We start from the raw sequence: 16809 nt of genomic DNA on the forward strand, positions 1-16809 counted from the left end.
GATGGAATGAGTTGCCTGCATCAACATGATGGCAGCTCTCTCTTCGGCGCAGAGATGGTGATAGCAATGAGTCATGACAACACCTTAGCTAACAGTTCGGGTGTTGCACTTGGTTATCGAGACCGCCATAGGTCGGATTACGCCGAAAGCACGCAATTTATGTCGGAGAATGATGTTCGGGGCATCGTTGATGAACAGGCTTTGAGCGAGGAACTGGAAGGACTTCTCAGTGATGAGGATTTTGCTGAGCTCTCAGAAAAAATGATGTCGGATGCCACCGACAAGCTGAAAGATAAAGATGCACTTGTGGATAAAATCTACTCTTCGATGACTGGTGAGAAAGGGGATGAGTATCTTCTGGCAATAAAGGATCTGGACGATGATGGTTTGCAACAGCAGGCCCAGGACCGGATGCACAACGACCTGAGTGTGTTGGCAACACTGGACCCAGAGAAGGCGGAGGAAGCTCAGAACCAGATTACCGCCAAGAGCCTGACCATGGACGTTGGCGGCGCCATGGACGAGATTGACGACGAATATGGTAGCGGGGATATTAGCGCGGAGAGTGAGGATCGTGCAGAGCAGGTTGCCAGCGATCTCGTCAAACCGATGCTGACTGGCATTATCTACTCCAATTTTGGCCTCCAGGCGAGTACGCGCGTCTGGCAGGCGATCGATTCCCTGAAGGCTGGTGATGACGGAAAGCCGGCTGGCTTCGATAAGTTGACCGATAAGGAAAAGGAGCAGTTCAATAAAATAAAGATCGTCAAAGACGTTCTGACGGATGCTTTGAAGGAGGAAGCGCTGAAAGGGACGAAGGCCGGTAAGCTGGACTTTGGTGATGTCAGCGATCGTGTCGACAAAGCCGTGAAGGATGCAGGCCTGAAAGATTCGGATAAGATTACGAAAGAGCTAAAATCGGGTTTTAAAACCTTCATTGACCGAGAGGCAACCTTTGCCCTTGGCGGGCTGGTGGCGTTGGCAAATGCCATCTACCGACGTTCCGGAGATGATTTCGGCGATTCTCCCGAAGAGCGCATGGCTGTTGCGCGCGGAATACTCGTTTTCATTGGCTGTACACCGGGTACTCTGAATACGCTTGATTATATGGGCAATGGTTTCAAGTCGCTCTTCGGTCAAAAGGGTATGATCGAAGCGCTGGGACTGGATAAGGAACTCTTCGATACCTATCAGAAAAATACCGGTACCGAAGAAAAATTCGTTCCCGACGAAAGAGTGGAAGCTCGCCAGAAGATCGACAAGGGTTGGTCTGAGCTCTCGGCACTCATGGAGATAAAAGAAGACCTAAGCGATGAACAAAAAGAAAAGGTTCAGGATGCCATCGACAAGATACAAGATGGTATTTCCGAAGAGAGAGCGCTGATTGAAAACGATCCTGATCTGACCGATGAGCAGAAGCAACAACAGCTCGATCGGAGGGATGACATTGACAAGCGTATGGACGAGGTGTCCGAAGACGTATCGAACGGAAAAGACACGGAGGCTCAAAAGGCGTTTACAGAAGCCGACGAGAGAAGACAGTTTCCCCTAAAGGCAATCGAACTCTATGATGACAGTTTGGTGAAGCAAGAGAAACTCAAACAGATTCTTTCCGCAGCGGAGTTAGAAGGTGGGCTTGATGAGTCTGATAAAAGCCGTGTGAATGGTTTGCTTAAAGATTGGAAAAAGGGTACTTCAGAGATTAGAGATCTCTACGAGAGCGCTTCACATCTCAGCGATGCCGACCGGAAGTTCTTCCTTGATGGAGTGGATGAAAAAATCAAGTACATCAATAACGTGATTGACGATATTAACGCTGACGACCTTTCCTTCAAGTATAATCAAGAGTACTTTGACGAACTGCAAAATCAAACCACAAGTGACATCCGGGATCTTGACCCGCTGAGTGATACGGCTTCCAAAGGTAGCGGCAGTGGTGACGGTGTATACGATGGTTTCAACCAAACGCTTGATAATGCCAGTGCCGCGGGACGCGGTGATCAATTCGCCATGAGTGGTGCACTGCCTCCGGGTACGGAAATACCGGAGGTTGAGGACATTGATGGTATCAATGACGACGTCAAACGCACTTCGACACCGACCGAGACCGACAAGGTCAATCTCTTTGGGCCGGCTCTCAAGGGGATCGGCTATATGACCAATTTCGGCGGTGGCATACTCGATGTCGCCGTGGCGGGTATGGGCCTGGATGCCGCGCTGCAAAATGGCGATGCGATGGACAAGGCCAACGCTTCTCTCGGTATCGTATCGGGAGCTGGATTCACGGCGGCTGGTGCCGCCGAGATTGCTGGATCGACCATCAGTCCCGGGGCGCGCTTTACACCCTTGCGGGCACTGGGTGCGGTGTCACGACTGGGCGTTGTGCCTGGATTGAATGTGGTTGGCGTGGCAGTGGGGACTGTTAGTCTCATTTTGGGTTTGGTTATCGGACAGCAAAAAAATCGAGAAAAAGCAGAGGAAGTTCTCGGTGGTTTTCAGGATCTCGATAATTATGGCGTATTGGAGGAGGACTGGGGAGGGAAACTCAACTTCCTGATTCACTCCGCCGCTGCTTTTGAAGGCCAGGAGGGCGCCGGCGATCCACCGGATTATCTTTACTATGATGATAGCTTTTACGAAGATAATAAGGATGTCATAGATCATATCGTTGACAATTGGGATGATGGAAGAGAAGGCTTGCCATCGGTATTCAAACTCGAGGATTGGCTGATAGGTAACTGGTCAGCTGGCGACGATATTGTCAGCAAGAATGACTTGAACTTTATCGCTAAATCATCTGCTGCTAGCGATATGGAGAGAAAAGCGGCACGGTTTCTGCTGGAGAACGAGGGTTTTTTCAATATGCTTGACACATTTAATAAAGGTGGAGGTGCCGACAACAAAATTAGTGGCAAGGATATTGACTCTTGGATGCAGTTCATAGGTGAACGTTCCGTCACCGACGATGATCCTATCTTTGATCGGGAAGAGCCAAGCCCACTTTATGAGGAGTTCTTTTCCGAGGATGTGCCCGTGTGGGAGGCTCAACCGGAGTTCTACGAAGCATTTCTCGAAGAGATCACGGAGAACGATAGTATCCCCGAGAATTTCTTCGAGGATCATCTTGATGAAATGGATTTGCAAGTTCACGGTAAAGACTTCTTTGAAAAGCATCAGGAAGAGATCAGTACTATTGCCGAGAGGTGGAACGACTGGAATGGTGGGGATGATATCGTAAGCAGGAAGGATCTCGAGAAAATCAGAGACGATGATGAACGATCCGATGCTGAAAGGGAAGCGGCAAAATTCCTTCTCGAGCATGAGGAGTTCTTCGATCTACTCGACACATTCCACAAGCAAGACGGTTCGGATAGCAAAATCAGCAATGCCGACCTCGATAGCTGGTTCCAGATTATCGGAGAGCGCCAAATCACAGAGGATAATCCAGTGTTCGAGCTTGAAGGTGATGATCCTCTTGATGGTCTTATTATGAACCGCAAGGGACCGTGACGCCCCCTGACCAGCCAGCTCTATCCGTGTGGCGAGCCAGGGCCCAGCAGAAAGCGAACAGGCTTGAACTGAAGCAGGCGCTGGCTCACCATTGTCAGACGCATGATCTTCGAGATTCTGGGCGAGGAGGGCCAAGGCTTCCGTCAACGCGCTTGGTCCGATGCCAAAAGCACGCATGACCTCGAAACCCTTGATTGTCGCATAGGTGTCGGGTTCTGTGTGATTGACTACCCTTTTGGTAACTCTGGCTTTTGGTTTGCCATTCTTTCATTGCCGCAATCGGTGATTGATGATGCAGCGCCTTCTGCGAGATATGGTGATTGTACAGCCAGCAGTAACGCTTCAGCGTCTGCTCCTGAACTCATAACGCCGAGTGGCCAGCACGTCGCTGATGCCGGCAGGCGCGGATCTCGGCGTCGTGGTTGCTTGTTTTATGCAACTGGACATCCATGTCCTTGCTCCCGAATGAACTGAAGTAGAAGCCCTCTTGTCGCCAGTAGAGGATAACTTCTATAGCTCATCTGATCATCCGAGACCCTACAAGTAGCCGTGTCACATTCAGCGCCTGCATCCGCCATCTCTTATTTTGCTACCCAATGGCTACAAGAGTTACGGTGCAACACAAATATATTGTTAAAATGTTACGCAGTACGGTGTGCCCATGATGTAATAAATGACATCGCAGGCAACTGCTGAAGAACTGACAGTCAGAAGGCTGGTGGCAGCGATTCCGAGTGTCATCGCAAGCAGGGTCTTCTTTATCTTATTCATTTCAATCTCCTGGGTGATGTAGTCGATTGTAATATAGAGTAGTGTCGCAAAACATACCACGACACCAATACAAGCTAGCATGGTAAGCAGGGATTGCACAAACGGCTTGCGCTATTCTGAAGCTCTTTCACCCGTCTTATTGATTCATGAAACAGGTCTGACAACGAAGATGGGTTCTTTAGCGGAATCAGTGTATTTCGACAAGAACCTGATTCCAGGGGAGGGCTGGCACCCACTACGAGAGAAACGGTATCCACCATAACGCTCTCCTGCTTTTGATGGGGTTTTATGTTTCATTTTGAAACCCACCCTTGTGGGTGCGTTGGATTTTATGGTTATTTGAGATTCGAGTTTCAAAAAAACTCATGAGGGCACTACTGATTTTTATGTCAGTAGGGCTGGAGTTCGTTCTTGACTACTAATAAGGAGAATAGCGATGAAGTTCCGAAAGGCGGGCTTGGCGGCTATAACGGCAGTGTTATTTTTCAGCGTCAGTGTGAGTGCGATGGCCCTTGAACCTGCGCACCCTGTGACTCCCGGCGGTGGTGCAGGTATTGGTGGTGGCGGTAGTCTCCAGGACCTGTATTGCGTGTTATACGGCTGTTAAAAAATTGGTTCTTCGCAGAACGGGCTGGGCTTGCGGCGTAGGCAGGATAGAGAAACGGCGGCGCAGTCGCGAGGCCGCCGTTGCTGATCATCGAGTGAAATCGACATCCCGGTTCGACGTCTGCACTGCCCGGTCTGTGGCCCGACACGAGCGCGCATCGACTGGTGGTTACCCGAGCGCTGCTTCTCGGCCTCCGATCTGGAAGTGAAGAAACACTAACCTAATGCCGGGATGGTTTACGGCTGTTTCCATGTGGTGGCCAAGTACGGGCGCGAGATATTAGACCGGGTGCGCGTCGATCATAATGTCCAGTAATTTCTCGGCGAGAAAATCCATGAATAGCCGCGCGCGTTGCGAGAGCGCGGTCTGACGATAGTAGACGACATTGATGTGCTGGGTTCGGAACCGGGTTTGCTCGGGGAGTACGTCGACGAGGGCACCGCTTCGGCGTGGGGCGAGGGTCATGTAGTCGGCGAGACAGGCGATCCCCGCACCGGACATGACAAGCGCCAGCAGCGTGGGACCGCTGGACGCCGAGAGCGAGGGTTTCACGTGAAACGGCTCGCCGCGGGCGTCGAGCAGCGGCCAGTCGTTGAGATGGTCGAGCTGGCTAAAGCCGAGCAGGCTGTGGTGCGCGAGATCACCGACGCCGCGGGGCGCGCCGTGACGCTTGAGATAATCCGGGCTGGCCAGAAGACGCAGTGGACTGTGGCCCAGCGGCCTGGCATGCAGCGAGGAGTCCTCGAGTTCGCCGATACGGATGGCGAGATCGACGCGCTGTTCCAGCAGATCGATGAAGCGGTCGTGGGTGTCGAGTTCTAGGGTGATGCCCGGATAGCGGTCGCGGAATTCGCCGACGATCGGCACGATCACGAACTGCATGAAGCTCGGTGCCGCATTGATGCGCAAGCGGCCGCGGGGCCGGTCATGGCGGTTGGCGATCGCCTCCTCGGCGTTGTCGACGGCGGCGAGAATCGAACGGGCGTGACCCAGGAACGTCTCCCCCTCCTCGGTCAGTTCCAGGCGTCGCGTGGTTCGTCTCAGCAGCGTCGTCTCGAGCTTCCGCTCCAGCCGGTTGAGTGCGCGGCTGACGCCGGAGACGGTCAGGCCGAGCTGTTCGGCGGCGGCGGTGATGGAGCCGCTGTCGACCACGGCGACAAAGGCTTGCTGCTCTTCCAGGGTGCTTTTCATCGTGTTGCTGCGTTGCGAGGTTTTGTTGATTTTAAATCAAAAGTGACTTGCTGGCAGAGTGGTTTATCGGTGGCAGTTTCTCTTCACAATGGGGTCCATCCTGCCGTGCTCGGTCATTGCCGAGTGCCGCCTAATCTACATTGATGGAGAACCATTCGAGATGAAGATCCTGTTGATCAACGGTGGCAAGCCGTTCGCCCATTCCGGCGGTGAACTCAACAATACCTTTCACGCCGTCGCCGTCGCGCAACTGATGGAGCTGGGTCACGAGCTCCGCGAGACGGTGATCGAGCAGGGCTACGATATCGACGCCGAGGTGCAGAACTATCTGTGGGCGGATGTCATCGTCTACCAGATGCCGGGTTGGTGGATGGGCACACCCTGGAGCGTGAAGCGCTACATCGATGAGGTCTTCACCGCCGGCCACGGCTCGCTCTATGCCAATGACGGCCGTTCGCGGCAGGACTCTTCCAAGCAGTACGGCAGCGGCGGCCTGCTTCAGGGCCGGCGCTACATGTTGTCGTTGACCTGGAACGCACCGCGGGAAGCCTTCGACGAGCCGGGCAACTTCTTCGACGGCAAGGGCGTCGACGGTGTCTATTTTGCATTCCACAAGTCACAGGCCTTCGTCGGACTGGAAGGGTTGCCGACGTTCATCGCCAACGACGTCATGAAGATGCCGGACGTCGAGCGCCACACCGCAGAATATCGTGAGCACCTGGAGCGGGTGTTCGGCGGGGCGAACGCGCCGACTGCCGACGCCGTCACGGAGGCCGTCGCCAACTGACCCTGGCTGAACCGCCGTGGCCGCAGCGCGAGCGGAATCGGGTATGCTGGGGTGATCGATAGCTTGCTCACTGTCGATCATTCCTGGTCTACTCGAGGTGTCTCTCATGTCTTCCGCCGCCGCACATCCTGCCGAACGGTCTTCACGTCCCACTGCTGGCGCGCTTCGGGCGCTGATCGCCGAGCTCGAGCCGATCCTCGGCGACCGGATCACCACGGGGGCGGGCATTCGCGAGCAGCACGGCCACGACGAGTCCTGGCACCATCCGGCCGCGCCGGACGCGGTCTGCTTCCCGCACTCCACCGACGAAGTCTCCACCGTGGTCCGCGCCTGCGCGACGCATCGAGTGCCGGTAATCCCCTACGGCGTCGGCACCTCTATCGAAGGCCAGGTCATTGCCGAACATGGCGGACTCAGCGTCGATCTTTCCGCCATGAACGCCATTCTCGAGGTCCGGCCGGAAGACATGGACGCCACCGTCCAGCCCGGTGTGACTCGCACTCAGCTCAACACGCATCTGCGCGCGACTGGGCTGTTCTTCTCCGTCGACCCAGGTGCGGATGCCAGCATGGGTGGCATGGCGTCGACCCGGGCCAGTGGTACCAACACCGTGCGCTACGGCACGATTCGCGACAACGTGTTGTCGATGACCGTGGTGATGCCGGACGGACGTATCGTCAAGACCGGGACGCGGGCTCGCAAGTCCGCCGCCGGCTACGATCTGACCCATCTGATGATCGGTGCCGAGGGTACGCTAGGCATCATCACCGAACTCAACGTCAAGCTACACGGGCTGCCGGAGGCGATCTCGTCGGCGACGGTGGCGTTCGAGGACGTCGCCGGTGCGGTCAACGCGGTGATCGCTTCGATCCAGTACGGCATTCCCATGGCGCGGATCGAGCTGATGGATGCGCTGGCGATGCGGGCGGTCAACCGTTTCTCCGGATTCGACTACGCCGAGAAGCCAACGCTGTTTCTGGAGTTCCACGGCACCCACGCCAGCGTGAAGGAGCAGGCTGAAACGATGCTGGAACTGTGCCAGGAGCTCGGCGGCAGCGATTTCGCCTGGGCGACGAGGGAGGAGGAGCGTCAGGCGCTATGGCAGGCGCGCCATGATGCCGCTTACGCGGCCAAGGCGCTGCGTCCGGGGATGGAGTTTCTCGCCACCGATATCTGCGTGCCGATCTCGCAGCTAGCCGAGTGCATCGAAGCGACCCAGGCAGATGTCGCCGAAAGTAGCCTGATCGCGCCGCTGCTCGGCCACGTCGGCGACGGCAATTTTCACCTGGTTGTCGCGGTGGATCGCAATAGCAAACAAGAGCTCGAGACGCTAGCGGCGTTCAACCGGCGTCTGATCGAACGTGCCCTGGCCGCCGGCGGCACCTGCACCGGCGAGCACGGTATCGGCACCGGCAAACGCGTGTACATGAAAGCCGAGCATGGCGAAGGTTGGGCGGTGATGCGAGCGATCAAGCAGGCCCTTGATCCACTCGGCATCATGAACCCGGGCAAGCTGGTGTAAGACTCGATGACCCAAGCGACACAATAGCGTGACCTGAACTAGGTGATGTCCTTTATGATATCGATAAAACACGCGAGGGCTTGGGAAAAGCCAACTCTCGCATTCCACACTAACTCCATCGGTGTGGAAATAGGAGGGTTGGCTGCCAGCAATGGTGCCATACGCCGCTGTTCAACATACTGCCTAGCGTAATGATGCGGTAAAACTCCGACGTAAACACCTGAGAGAATAAGCATGGCCACGGCTTCGACCTGCGTGGCAGATGAGAGATTCTCGAACTGACTGATCAGCTGCCGACGTTGTTCGCCGCTGACGTAACTATGCGTAACGAATTTATGAGCTTTTAAGGTTTCTAAAGTCTGCTGGTCGGCGCTATTGAATATCGGATGATTCAGGCCACAATATAGCCCGCTATGTTCTTCATAGAGCGATGCTGTCTGGAATTGATCCGATCTTTTCGCCGACGATTCTATATCGTAATTTGGCACGATAGCGCCATGAAATCTTCCAGATTGCAGTCCTTTTTCAATTTCTTCGAGAGAAAAAATGCTCAGTGAGACTCGCACCCTGGGTGCGCGAAGATTGAGTTGATGTAACGCTGCGACGACGGGAGATTCGGGGTCGCTGATGGTGTTGTCGATCACCGCAAGACTTAGCTCACCCACGATCTCGTCCGAGGCAGTTATCCGGTCACTGAAATCTTCGAGTGTGCGGAAAAGAGCAAGGGTGTTGCGATAGACGATATCGCCTTCTTCACTGAGTTCAAAACCGTCGCGCCCTCGGGTGCATAGACGCATGCCCAGCCTGACTTCCAAATCTGAAATCTGCTTGCTGATCGATGCGAGACTGATCCCCAGCGGATGCTGCGCTGACGAGAAGCCGCCGGATTCCACCACCGTCTTGAAGACTCTCAGAAGTTTTAACTCCATCGCACCGACGCGGAAACCCGCTCTGGGTCCATTGCGGGGGCCGGCACTTTCCGTTTTTGAAAGCTCACTTTCCATCTTTGATATTCCCCCATGGCGTCTTCTCGTGAGATAGCTGTTATTAGTCGCTTGGGTAAGCCCGGTGAAGGAGTCGCTGCCAAGATATTGTTATCGAGATCGATCGGTGGCGACCGACCAAAGACAACTACAAACAGCAGGAATATTCAATGAGCCACACTAGTGATCGACTCTGGGGCGCCCGGTTTTCGTCCGGCCCCAGTGATGCCATGTCGCGTCTGTCACGCTCTCCCGTCCGCTATTTTGATCTTCTTCCTTATGACGTAGCAGGCTCTCGGGCTCACTGCGTGGAGCTGCATCATGCCGGCATTTTGACGGCCGATGAGGCTGAGAGAATCCAGGCTGCGCTGGTTGAAATCGATCAGGATTTCCGCGCGGGCAGCATTGAGCCCATCGAGGCGGATGAGGACGTGCATACGTTTCTCGAAAGGCTTCTGACCGAACGCCTTGGCGCGCTGGGCGGAAAGCTTCGTGCCGGACGCTCGCGCAATGACCAGGCAGCCAACGACATGCGACTGCTGCTGAGGGATCGCATTCGTCAGCTCGCGGTACAGATTCACGAATTGATGGGGGCACTGGCTCAGCAGGCGCAGGTGCACCTTCACTCCGTGGTGCCGGGATTCACGCATCTGCAGCAGGCCCAGCCGATCGTTTTCGGCCATCAACTATTGGCGCACGCGCAGTCGTTGCTGCGAGACGTGCAGCGAATCATCGACTGGGATCGGCGCTTTTCGCTCTCTCCGCTAGGCGCGGCCGCCATGGCCGGATCTGCCGTGGCCAAGGATGGCCAACGGGCCGCTAAGGTCATGGGATTCGAGGGCGCCTGCGAGAATTCGATCGATGCGGTGGCAAGCCGCGATCATGTGGCCGAGTTTCTATTCATAGCCGGCATGGTCGGCGTCAATCTTTCACGCCTGGGCGAGGAAGTCTGTCTGTGGACGTCGCGGCAGTTCCAGTGGGTCGTGCTGGATGACGGCTATGCCACTGGCAGCTCGATCATGCCGCAAAAGAAAAACCCGGATATTGCCGAACTGACCCGGGGCAAGTCCGGCCGCCTGATCGGCAATCTGACCGGCTTGATGTCGACACTCAAGGCCCAGCCGCTCTCTTACAACCGCGATCTGGGCGAAGACAAGCATCAGGTGCTGGATGCGCTCGAGACATTGGATCTGGTGCTGCCGGCAATGGCGGGCATGATCGCCACGATGACGGTCAACGTCGACGAAATGCGCCGCCAGGCACCGCTGGGTTTCACGCTGGCTACCGAGATTGCCGACTGGCTATCGATGCGTGATGTCAGCTTCCGTGAAGCGCATGAGATTACCGGCCAGGTGGTGCGTCTGTGCGAGCAAGAGGGTATCGAACTCAGCGAGATCTCCGCAGCACAGCTGCAGTCCGTGGATTCGCGTTTGGAAGCTGGTGTGCTCGATTCGTTGACGCTCGAGGCCGCGCTCGAGGCGCGGGATGGATATGGCGGTACCGCGCCAGAGCAGGTTGGCAGCCAGCTCGAGCGGTTGCGGGTGGCGATTCAGCAGCAGCAGAGCGCGCTAAGTGACTACCGCGGGCCTCGCGTCGACTGAACGCCGCGTTTCGTCTTCCGTCCACCGCTTTATCGTGCAGGACCTTACGATGCAGACAACGACTCAAACACCGCCAACTTCGTCGACGGAGCTTTCCGATTACAAAATCGTACCGCGGCGACATTATGGACGCCTCCTTTCTTCGCTCATCATCCTGGGACTGTTGGGTGCGCTGATACACGCTTTTGCCAATGGCGATATCGAGTGGAGCGTCGTTGGCCGATTTCTCACTGCCAAGGCGATCCTGTGGGGATTGGGCAACACCGTGTTGATGTCGATTCTGGCAATGATTCTCGGTGTGGTTCTCGGGGTGGTATTCGCGATCATGCGAATGTCGAGCAATTCGGTTTTGCGCTATGTCGCCAAGGGATATATCTGGTTCTTCCGTGGCACGCCGATCATTCTTCAGCTGTTGCTGTGGTTCAATTTGGCGCTGGTCTTTCCCACTTTGGGCATCCCGGGCGTGTTCGAAGCACGAACGGTTGATGTCATGGTGCCGTTCGTTGCCGCGCTGCTCGGCTTGGGGATCAATCAGGGCGCATACACGGCGGAAGTCGTCCGTGGTGGTTTGCTATCGGTAGATAACGGCCAGTACGAGGCGGCCATGTCGATCGGCATGACTCGACTCAAGAGCCTGCGCCGTATCGTGTTGCCTCAGGCGATGCGTGTCATCCTGCCGCCGATCGGTAACGAGACGATCAGCATGATCAAGATGACCAGCCTGGCCAGCGTCATTCAGTACTCTGAAATTCTCCACAACGCCCAGAACATCTACTACGCCAACGCCCGCGTCATGGAACTGCTGATCGTGGCCGGAATCTGGTATCTGGTGGTGGTGACCATCATGTCGTTTGGCCAGCGGATGCTTGAACGACGTTTCGCCCGTGGCTCTGGCCGCGTCGATCACTAAGGAGCGAGACAATCTATGAGTTTCATTGTCCAGGGAAAATCTGTCGTCAAGAAATTCGGTGATTTTGTCGCCCTCGACCATGTCGACATTGATATCGAAAACGGTGAAGTCGTCTGCATCGTCGGTCCGTCGGGTTCGGGAAAGAGTACGTTGTTGCGCTGTATCAACCAGTTGGAAAAGATCGATGGCGGCGGGCTGTGGGTCGACGGCGAGCTGGTCGGTTATCGCATCGCGGGCAGTGCCCTGCATGAACTGGATGACAAACAGATCGCTCGCCAGCGACTGGCGACTGGCATGGTATTCCAGCGCTTCAATCTGTTTCCGCACATGACCGCGCTGGAAAATATCATCGAAGGCCCGATCCAGGTTCTCAAGCGCTCCCCACAAGAGTGTCGTGAACAGGCCCTCGAACTGCTTGAACGTGTGGGGTTGTCGGATAAGGCCAATGCTTATCCAGTGGAGCTCTCTGGAGGCCAACAGCAACGCGTGGCGATTGCGCGGGCATTGGCGATGCGGCCGCGCTTGATGTTGTTCGACGAGCCGACCTCAGCGCTGGACCCGGAGCTGGTCGGTGAAGTGCTTCAGGTCATGCGTGATCTGGCCCGCAGCGGAATGTCGATGATCGTGGTTACCCATGAACTGGGGTTTGCACGTGAAGTCGCCAATCGGGTGGTGTTCATGGACGCCGGGCAGATCGTCGAGACCGGTGCACCGGAAGAGATTCTGATGTACCCGCGCAATGAGCGGACTCGCGGTTTTATTTCCGCAGTGCTCAATTAGTGTGATTCATCACCTAGCGTCACAAAACGCATCATTCACAATCCCAAGATCCATCAACGATAACCACAAGAGATGATCCCATGAAGAAATCCCTACTGCTGATGGCGTTGACCGCGGCCTCCGTTTGCCAAGTCGTACAGGCGGACGAGCTGCCCCAGGACATCATTGACCGTGGCTATATCAGCGCGGCGATCGTTCCCAATTATCCGCCAATGGAATTCAAGGATCCGGCAACCAACCAGATAACCGGCTTCGATTATGACCTCGGCGTGGCCCTGGGCGAAAAGCTGGGTATCGAAATCCGGTGGGAAGAGACCGCCTTCGAGCAGATGATCAGCGGCCTCAAGACGGGTCGCAGCGAGCTGGTGCTATCGGGCATGACCGATACCCCGGAGCGCCAGAAAGTCGTGGACTTCATCGACTACCTTCAAACCGGGCCGCAGTTCTACACCATGCTGCGTAACGATGGCATCGAGGCACCGTTGGATCTTTGCGGCAAGAACGTCGGCGGCAGCCGCCGCACTACGTATCCCGATGAGGTAAAGGCCTGGAGTGCTGCCAACTGCGAGGCTGCCGGCAAGCCGGCGATTACCTTCGTCGGCACCGAAGGCTCGGCTGATGCGCGTGCTCAGTTGCGCCAAGGTCGTCTGGATGCTGCAGTGCAGGGCAGCGAGACCCTGCCTTATTTCTCATCCAATGAGCCGGACACTTATCGTATTCTCGGCAAGCCACTGAGCCGCCAGTACACCGGCATGGCCGTGTCAAACGAGAACGAGGCGCTGCGCGACGCACTGGCATCGGCACTCGATTCGATGATCGAGGATGGCACTTATCAGCAGATCATCGAGAAGTGGGGGCTGCAGGAGTCCGCCGTCGAAAAAGTGAGTATCAACGCGGGAACCTGAGCCATCGGCGCGGGGGCCTCGACGCCCGCGCTGCCCTGCCCCTTCCTGAGGTCAATCTCTTGCAACCTTCCATTGCCTGGCCGGGCGGTGCGCGGTCCTGCGTCGCGCTGGCTTTCGATCTCGATGGTCCCACCGGCGATGCCATGCTCGACGGCTCGCTGAAGGGCAATCCCGCCTATTTCACGTTGGGCGGCTATGGTCCGTATTGCGCGCTTCCCAGAATTTTAACGATGCTGGAAGCCTATCGCTTGCCGGCCACCTTCTTCGTACCCACCTGGATTGTCGAACACTGGCCACATCGGTGCCGAGCCATCGTCGAGGCAGGGCATGAAGTCGCTTATCACGGGCACCGCCATGAGCCCTTCTGGGCACTCGACGAGACGCAGCAACGCGAGATCATGACTCGCAGTCAGGCAATATTTCGTGATGTGTTGGACGTCAGTCCTGTTGGCTTTCGTACCCCGTCTGGCGATTGGGACGCACGAACGCCCGCGATCTTGGGCGAGTTTGGCGTGCGCTATTCCAGCAGTATGCGAGGTGACGATCGGCCTTATCGCATCGAAGTCGACGGTCATCCGGAAGGGCTGATCGAGATTCCCGCGCGCTGGGAGCTCGATGACTACGCGAGCCTGGCTTATCAGCGTGCGCCGGATTTTCCGCGTGGGCTCGACCGCACCGCACCCTACTCCCAAGTACTCGCCAACTGGTGCGCGGAATTCGACGGCAGCTATGAAGAAGGACTGTCGCTGACCACGCTGCTTCATCCCAAGGTATCGGCGCGACCCGGGCGCATGGCTCTGCTGGAGGCTTTCCTCTCCCATATGACGGCGCACGGCGATGTCTGGTTCGCGCGCTGTAACGAGGTCGCCGAATTCTGGCATCGGCCGTCGATGCAGCCTTCCAATCCGGAAGTCGGTCATGCCGGATAATATCGATCAGGTGTGGCCAGGCGCCATGCGCAGTGCGGTTGTCCTGACGGTCGACTACAGCGATGTGTTGGGCATTTTGGCTCAGGTGCCGGCGATGGCCGGGCGCGAAAAAAGCTTGTCGGTTTGGCGCTACGGCAGCCAGCGCGGGGTCGAACGCCTGCTCGCTCGCCTGGATGACGCTGGGCTTCGCACCAGCTGGCTCTTGCCCGGTCGACTGGCTGAGACACATGGCACATTGGTGGATGACATCGCCACTGCAGGCCATGAAATAGCCTGTGCCGGTTACGAATACGAGGATTTTTCGGCGCTGACACCGCAGGACCAGATTCAGGTGTTGTGGCGAGGACGCGATGCACTCGCGGCGCGGACCGGCATCTCGCCGACCGGTTTCCGTCTCCCGTTAGGCGCCTGGGCGCCGGGCTTCGAGCTTGAGCTGGTGCGAGCCGGCTTTACCTGGTCTTCCTCCTGGCGCGGCGATGATTTGCCCTACCGGCATCCGGAGGCCGGGGGTCTGATCGAGCTACCGCTGCACTACGAGCTCGATGACGATGCCTATCTGGCTTTCAACCTGTCACCGCCGGTACCGCCCGGGCAGTCACGTATCGCCGGCTACCGTGAAACGCTGGCCAACTGGCAAGCCGATCTCGACGGATTCCATCGATTGGGTCTGTGCGCCGTGATGCGCCTGCATCCCGAGCTCATCGGTACGCCGGGGCGCGCCGGGTTGCTTCGAGAATTGCTGGCGGGCTTACGTGACCAGCCAATGCGTTGGGTGGCTACCGGGCACGAAGTCGCTCGTTGGTGGGCCACCAACGGTCCGGACATACCGTCGGATCATCCCGCTTGCGTATTCCAGCACTACCGGAGTGAGCCACAATGACGACTCCCGAACTCGATCCGTTGATCGTTTTTTCGCGTGCTCTGCGTTTCGAAGACATTCCTGAGTCCGTTGTCGCGCAGGCCAAGAGACATTGGCTGGATACGCTAGGGGCTGGTTTGGCCGGCGCTACCAGCGATATCGGACACAAGGTGATTGACGGTCTTCACGAGCCCGGCGGTGAGGCTGTCGTATGGGGCACGGAGCAGCGTCTGTCGGCGCGAATGGCGGCGTTCGTCAATGGCGTTTCGGCGCATGCGCTGGAACTGGACGATACTGGCGGCTGCGATCACTCCGGCGCGGTCGTGATACCGGCGCTACTCGCGAGTTTGCCGCTGATCGAGCGTCGCGTCAGCGGGCAGGAGCTGCTGACTGCCATGATCGTCGGCTATGAGGTTGGACGGCGCGTTTTGGAAGCCTGCGGCGGTTATTCGCGGCACAACGGCGATGGTTGGCACTCCACCGGCACTTGTGGGGTATTCGGCGCGGCTGCCGCCTGCGCCAAATTGATGAATCTGGAATTCGAGGCGTTGCGCTCGGCCATCACGCTGTCTGGCAGCTTCAGTTCCGGGCTCTGGGCGTTCAGTCACGATGGCGCCGAGAGCAAGAAGTTGCACGCCGGACACGCCGCGCAGGGCGGTGTCAACGCCGCCTTGATGGCGCGGGCTGGCGTGGTCGGGCCGAGTCAGCTTTTCAGTGACGTCTGGGGTGGGTTCTTGTCGACCGTGGCGCCAGGACACGCCGAGCCTGCTGCGCTGACGGTGGGACTGGGCCAAATCTGGAAACTATCGCGCTGCTCACTCAAGCCTTACGCCTCTTGCCGCGGTACGCATGCGGCGATCGATGCGCTATCGGTTCTGATTCGCGACGCCGAACTCGACGCGGAAGCCGCCAAAGCAAGCATCCAGCGAATCCAGGTTCGACTCAGCCCCTTTCTGAACGACATGTGCGGAACGCGTGACATCGACTCACTGGCCAGCGCTCAGATGAGCCTGCCCTATGCGCTGGCGGCCATGGCGACACTGGGTTCCGCGGGCCTTTCCGCCTACACGCTCGAAAATCGGCAAGCGACGGCGTTACGGGATTGCATGCTGCGGGTGGAATTGATCGTCGATGACCAATGCCCTCGCGATGGTGAGCCGGAGGTGACGTTGATTACACAAGACGGCCGACACCGTACTCTGCGCGTCGATACAGCGCTGGGTAACCCGCTCAATCCGCTAAGCGATGACGCCTTGTTCAGAAAATTTCTCGAAGGCGCCGAACTTAGTTTGTCGCCACGACGCTGCGAGACGCTGATGAGACTGAGCATGGGAATGGAGATGCTGGAAGATGCCGGCGTCTGGAGTCAGGCCCTCGCGAAGTAGCAAAGACGAAAGCAGATCAATATCGATGTTTGGACCCTGGCCAATCCACTCAAGGACCAATTGGGCACC

General features: G+C 57.0%; 12 protein-coding genes and 1 pseudogene. 10 read left to right on the top strand and 3 right to left on the bottom strand.

Features of this window, described 5'->3' with window-relative positions; genetic code table 11:
* Window positions 1-66 precede the first annotated feature (66 nt).
* Window positions 67-3510, top strand: a complete 3444-nt coding sequence (locus F0A16_RS18295; RefSeq protein ID WP_149436919.1) for a hypothetical protein — start codon at window positions 67-69, stop codon at window positions 3508-3510.
* Between the two features lie 204 nt (window positions 3511-3714).
* Here the strand turns inward: F0A16_RS18295 and F0A16_RS22335 are convergent.
* A pseudogene (locus tag F0A16_RS22335) lies at window positions 3715-3903 on the bottom strand (IS481 family transposase); the annotation flags it as partial.
* A gap of 1264 nt (window positions 3904-5167) precedes the next feature.
* Window positions 5168-6079, bottom strand: coding sequence for a LysR substrate-binding domain-containing protein (locus F0A16_RS18315; RefSeq protein WP_149436921.1), 912 nt, complete (start codon window positions 6077-6079; stop codon window positions 5168-5170).
* Between the two features lie 160 nt (window positions 6080-6239).
* On the opposite strand from F0A16_RS18315, the gene F0A16_RS18320 reads away from it, so the two are divergent.
* Together F0A16_RS18320 and F0A16_RS18325 are read left to right on the top strand one after the other, a co-directional pair.
* Entirely contained in the window at window positions 6240-6866 is a 627-nt protein-coding gene (locus F0A16_RS18320; RefSeq protein ID WP_149436923.1) for an NAD(P)H-dependent oxidoreductase, read from the top strand.
* Between the two features lie 106 nt (window positions 6867-6972).
* Window positions 6973-8388, top strand: coding sequence for an FAD-binding oxidoreductase (locus F0A16_RS18325; RefSeq protein WP_149436925.1), 1416 nt, complete (start codon window positions 6973-6975; stop codon window positions 8386-8388).
* A gap of 38 nt (window positions 8389-8426) precedes the next feature.
* Here the strand turns inward: F0A16_RS18325 and F0A16_RS18330 are convergent, their stop codons facing one another.
* On the bottom strand, window positions 8427-9392 hold the full coding sequence (locus tag F0A16_RS18330; protein WP_149436926.1) for a LysR family transcriptional regulator: 966 nt from the start codon (window positions 9390-9392) through the stop codon (window positions 8427-8429).
* A gap of 209 nt (window positions 9393-9601) precedes the next feature.
* On the opposite strand from F0A16_RS18330, the gene argH reads away from it, so the two are divergent.
* From argH to F0A16_RS18365, 7 genes are all read left to right on the top strand, one after another.
* Window positions 9602-10972 carry an argininosuccinate lyase gene (argH, locus tag F0A16_RS18335; protein WP_239023886.1) on the top strand — a complete coding sequence of 457 codons (1371 nt, stop codon included), beginning with the start codon at window positions 9602-9604 and terminating at the stop codon, window positions 10970-10972.
* Window positions 10944-11882, top strand: coding sequence for an amino acid ABC transporter permease (locus tag F0A16_RS18340; protein WP_223119823.1), 939 nt, complete (start codon window positions 10944-10946; stop codon window positions 11880-11882). The genes argH and F0A16_RS18340 overlap by 29 nt, the downstream gene beginning before the upstream one ends.
* A 15-nt stretch (window positions 11883-11897) precedes the next feature.
* On the top strand, window positions 11898-12662 hold the full coding sequence (locus tag F0A16_RS18345) for an amino acid ABC transporter ATP-binding protein (RefSeq protein ID WP_149436930.1): 765 nt from the start codon (window positions 11898-11900) through the stop codon (window positions 12660-12662).
* 80 nt (window positions 12663-12742) lie between these two features.
* Entirely contained in the window at window positions 12743-13567 is an 825-nt protein-coding gene (locus tag F0A16_RS18350; protein WP_149436932.1) for an ABC transporter substrate-binding protein, read from the top strand.
* A gap of 59 nt (window positions 13568-13626) precedes the next feature.
* On the top strand, window positions 13627-14496 hold the full coding sequence (locus F0A16_RS18355; protein WP_223119824.1) for a polysaccharide deacetylase family protein: 870 nt from the start codon (window positions 13627-13629) through the stop codon (window positions 14494-14496).
* Complete coding sequence (locus F0A16_RS18360) at window positions 14486-15376, top strand: polysaccharide deacetylase family protein (protein ID WP_149436934.1); 891 nt, start codon at window positions 14486-14488, stop codon at window positions 15374-15376. The genes F0A16_RS18355 and F0A16_RS18360 overlap by 11 nt, the downstream gene beginning before the upstream one ends.
* Window positions 15373-16740: an MmgE/PrpD family protein gene (locus F0A16_RS18365; RefSeq protein WP_149436936.1), complete on the top strand. Its 1368-nt coding sequence runs from the start codon at window positions 15373-15375 to the stop codon at window positions 16738-16740. The genes F0A16_RS18360 and F0A16_RS18365 overlap by 4 nt, the downstream gene beginning before the upstream one ends.
* Window positions 16741-16809: the final 69 nt, after the last annotated feature.

Origin of the sequence: Salinicola corii (assembly GCF_008298015.1) — a bacterium.
In the GTDB taxonomy this organism is placed as follows: Bacteria; Pseudomonadota; Gammaproteobacteria; order Pseudomonadales; family Halomonadaceae; genus Salinicola; species Salinicola corii.

What these genes read in the sequence shown, in the direction of transcription:
- F0A16_RS18295 (WP_149436919.1), top strand. Translation starts at nt 67, where the DNA reads ATGAGTCATGACAACACCTTAGCTAACAGTTCGGGTGTTGCACTTGGT.
- F0A16_RS18315 (WP_149436921.1), bottom strand. Translation starts at nt 6,079, where the DNA reads ATGAAAAGCACCCTGGAAGAGCAGCAAGCCTTTGTCGCCGTGGTCGAC.
- F0A16_RS18320 (WP_149436923.1), top strand. Translation starts at nt 6,240, where the DNA reads ATGAAGATCCTGTTGATCAACGGTGGCAAGCCGTTCGCCCATTCCGGC.
- F0A16_RS18325 (WP_149436925.1), top strand. Translation starts at nt 6,973, where the DNA reads ATGTCTTCCGCCGCCGCACATCCTGCCGAACGGTCTTCACGTCCCACT.
- F0A16_RS18330 (WP_149436926.1), bottom strand. Translation starts at nt 9,392, where the DNA reads ATGGAAAGTGAGCTTTCAAAAACGGAAAGTGCCGGCCCCCGCAATGGA.
- argH (WP_239023886.1), top strand. Translation starts at nt 9,602, where the DNA reads ATGTCGCGTCTGTCACGCTCTCCCGTCCGCTATTTTGATCTTCTTCCT.
- F0A16_RS18345 (WP_149436930.1), top strand. Translation starts at nt 11,898, where the DNA reads ATGAGTTTCATTGTCCAGGGAAAATCTGTCGTCAAGAAATTCGGTGAT.
- F0A16_RS18350 (WP_149436932.1), top strand. Translation starts at nt 12,743, where the DNA reads ATGAAGAAATCCCTACTGCTGATGGCGTTGACCGCGGCCTCCGTTTGC.
- F0A16_RS18360 (WP_149436934.1), top strand. Translation starts at nt 14,486, where the DNA reads ATGCCGGATAATATCGATCAGGTGTGGCCAGGCGCCATGCGCAGTGCG.
- F0A16_RS18365 (WP_149436936.1), top strand. Translation starts at nt 15,373, where the DNA reads ATGACGACTCCCGAACTCGATCCGTTGATCGTTTTTTCGCGTGCTCTG.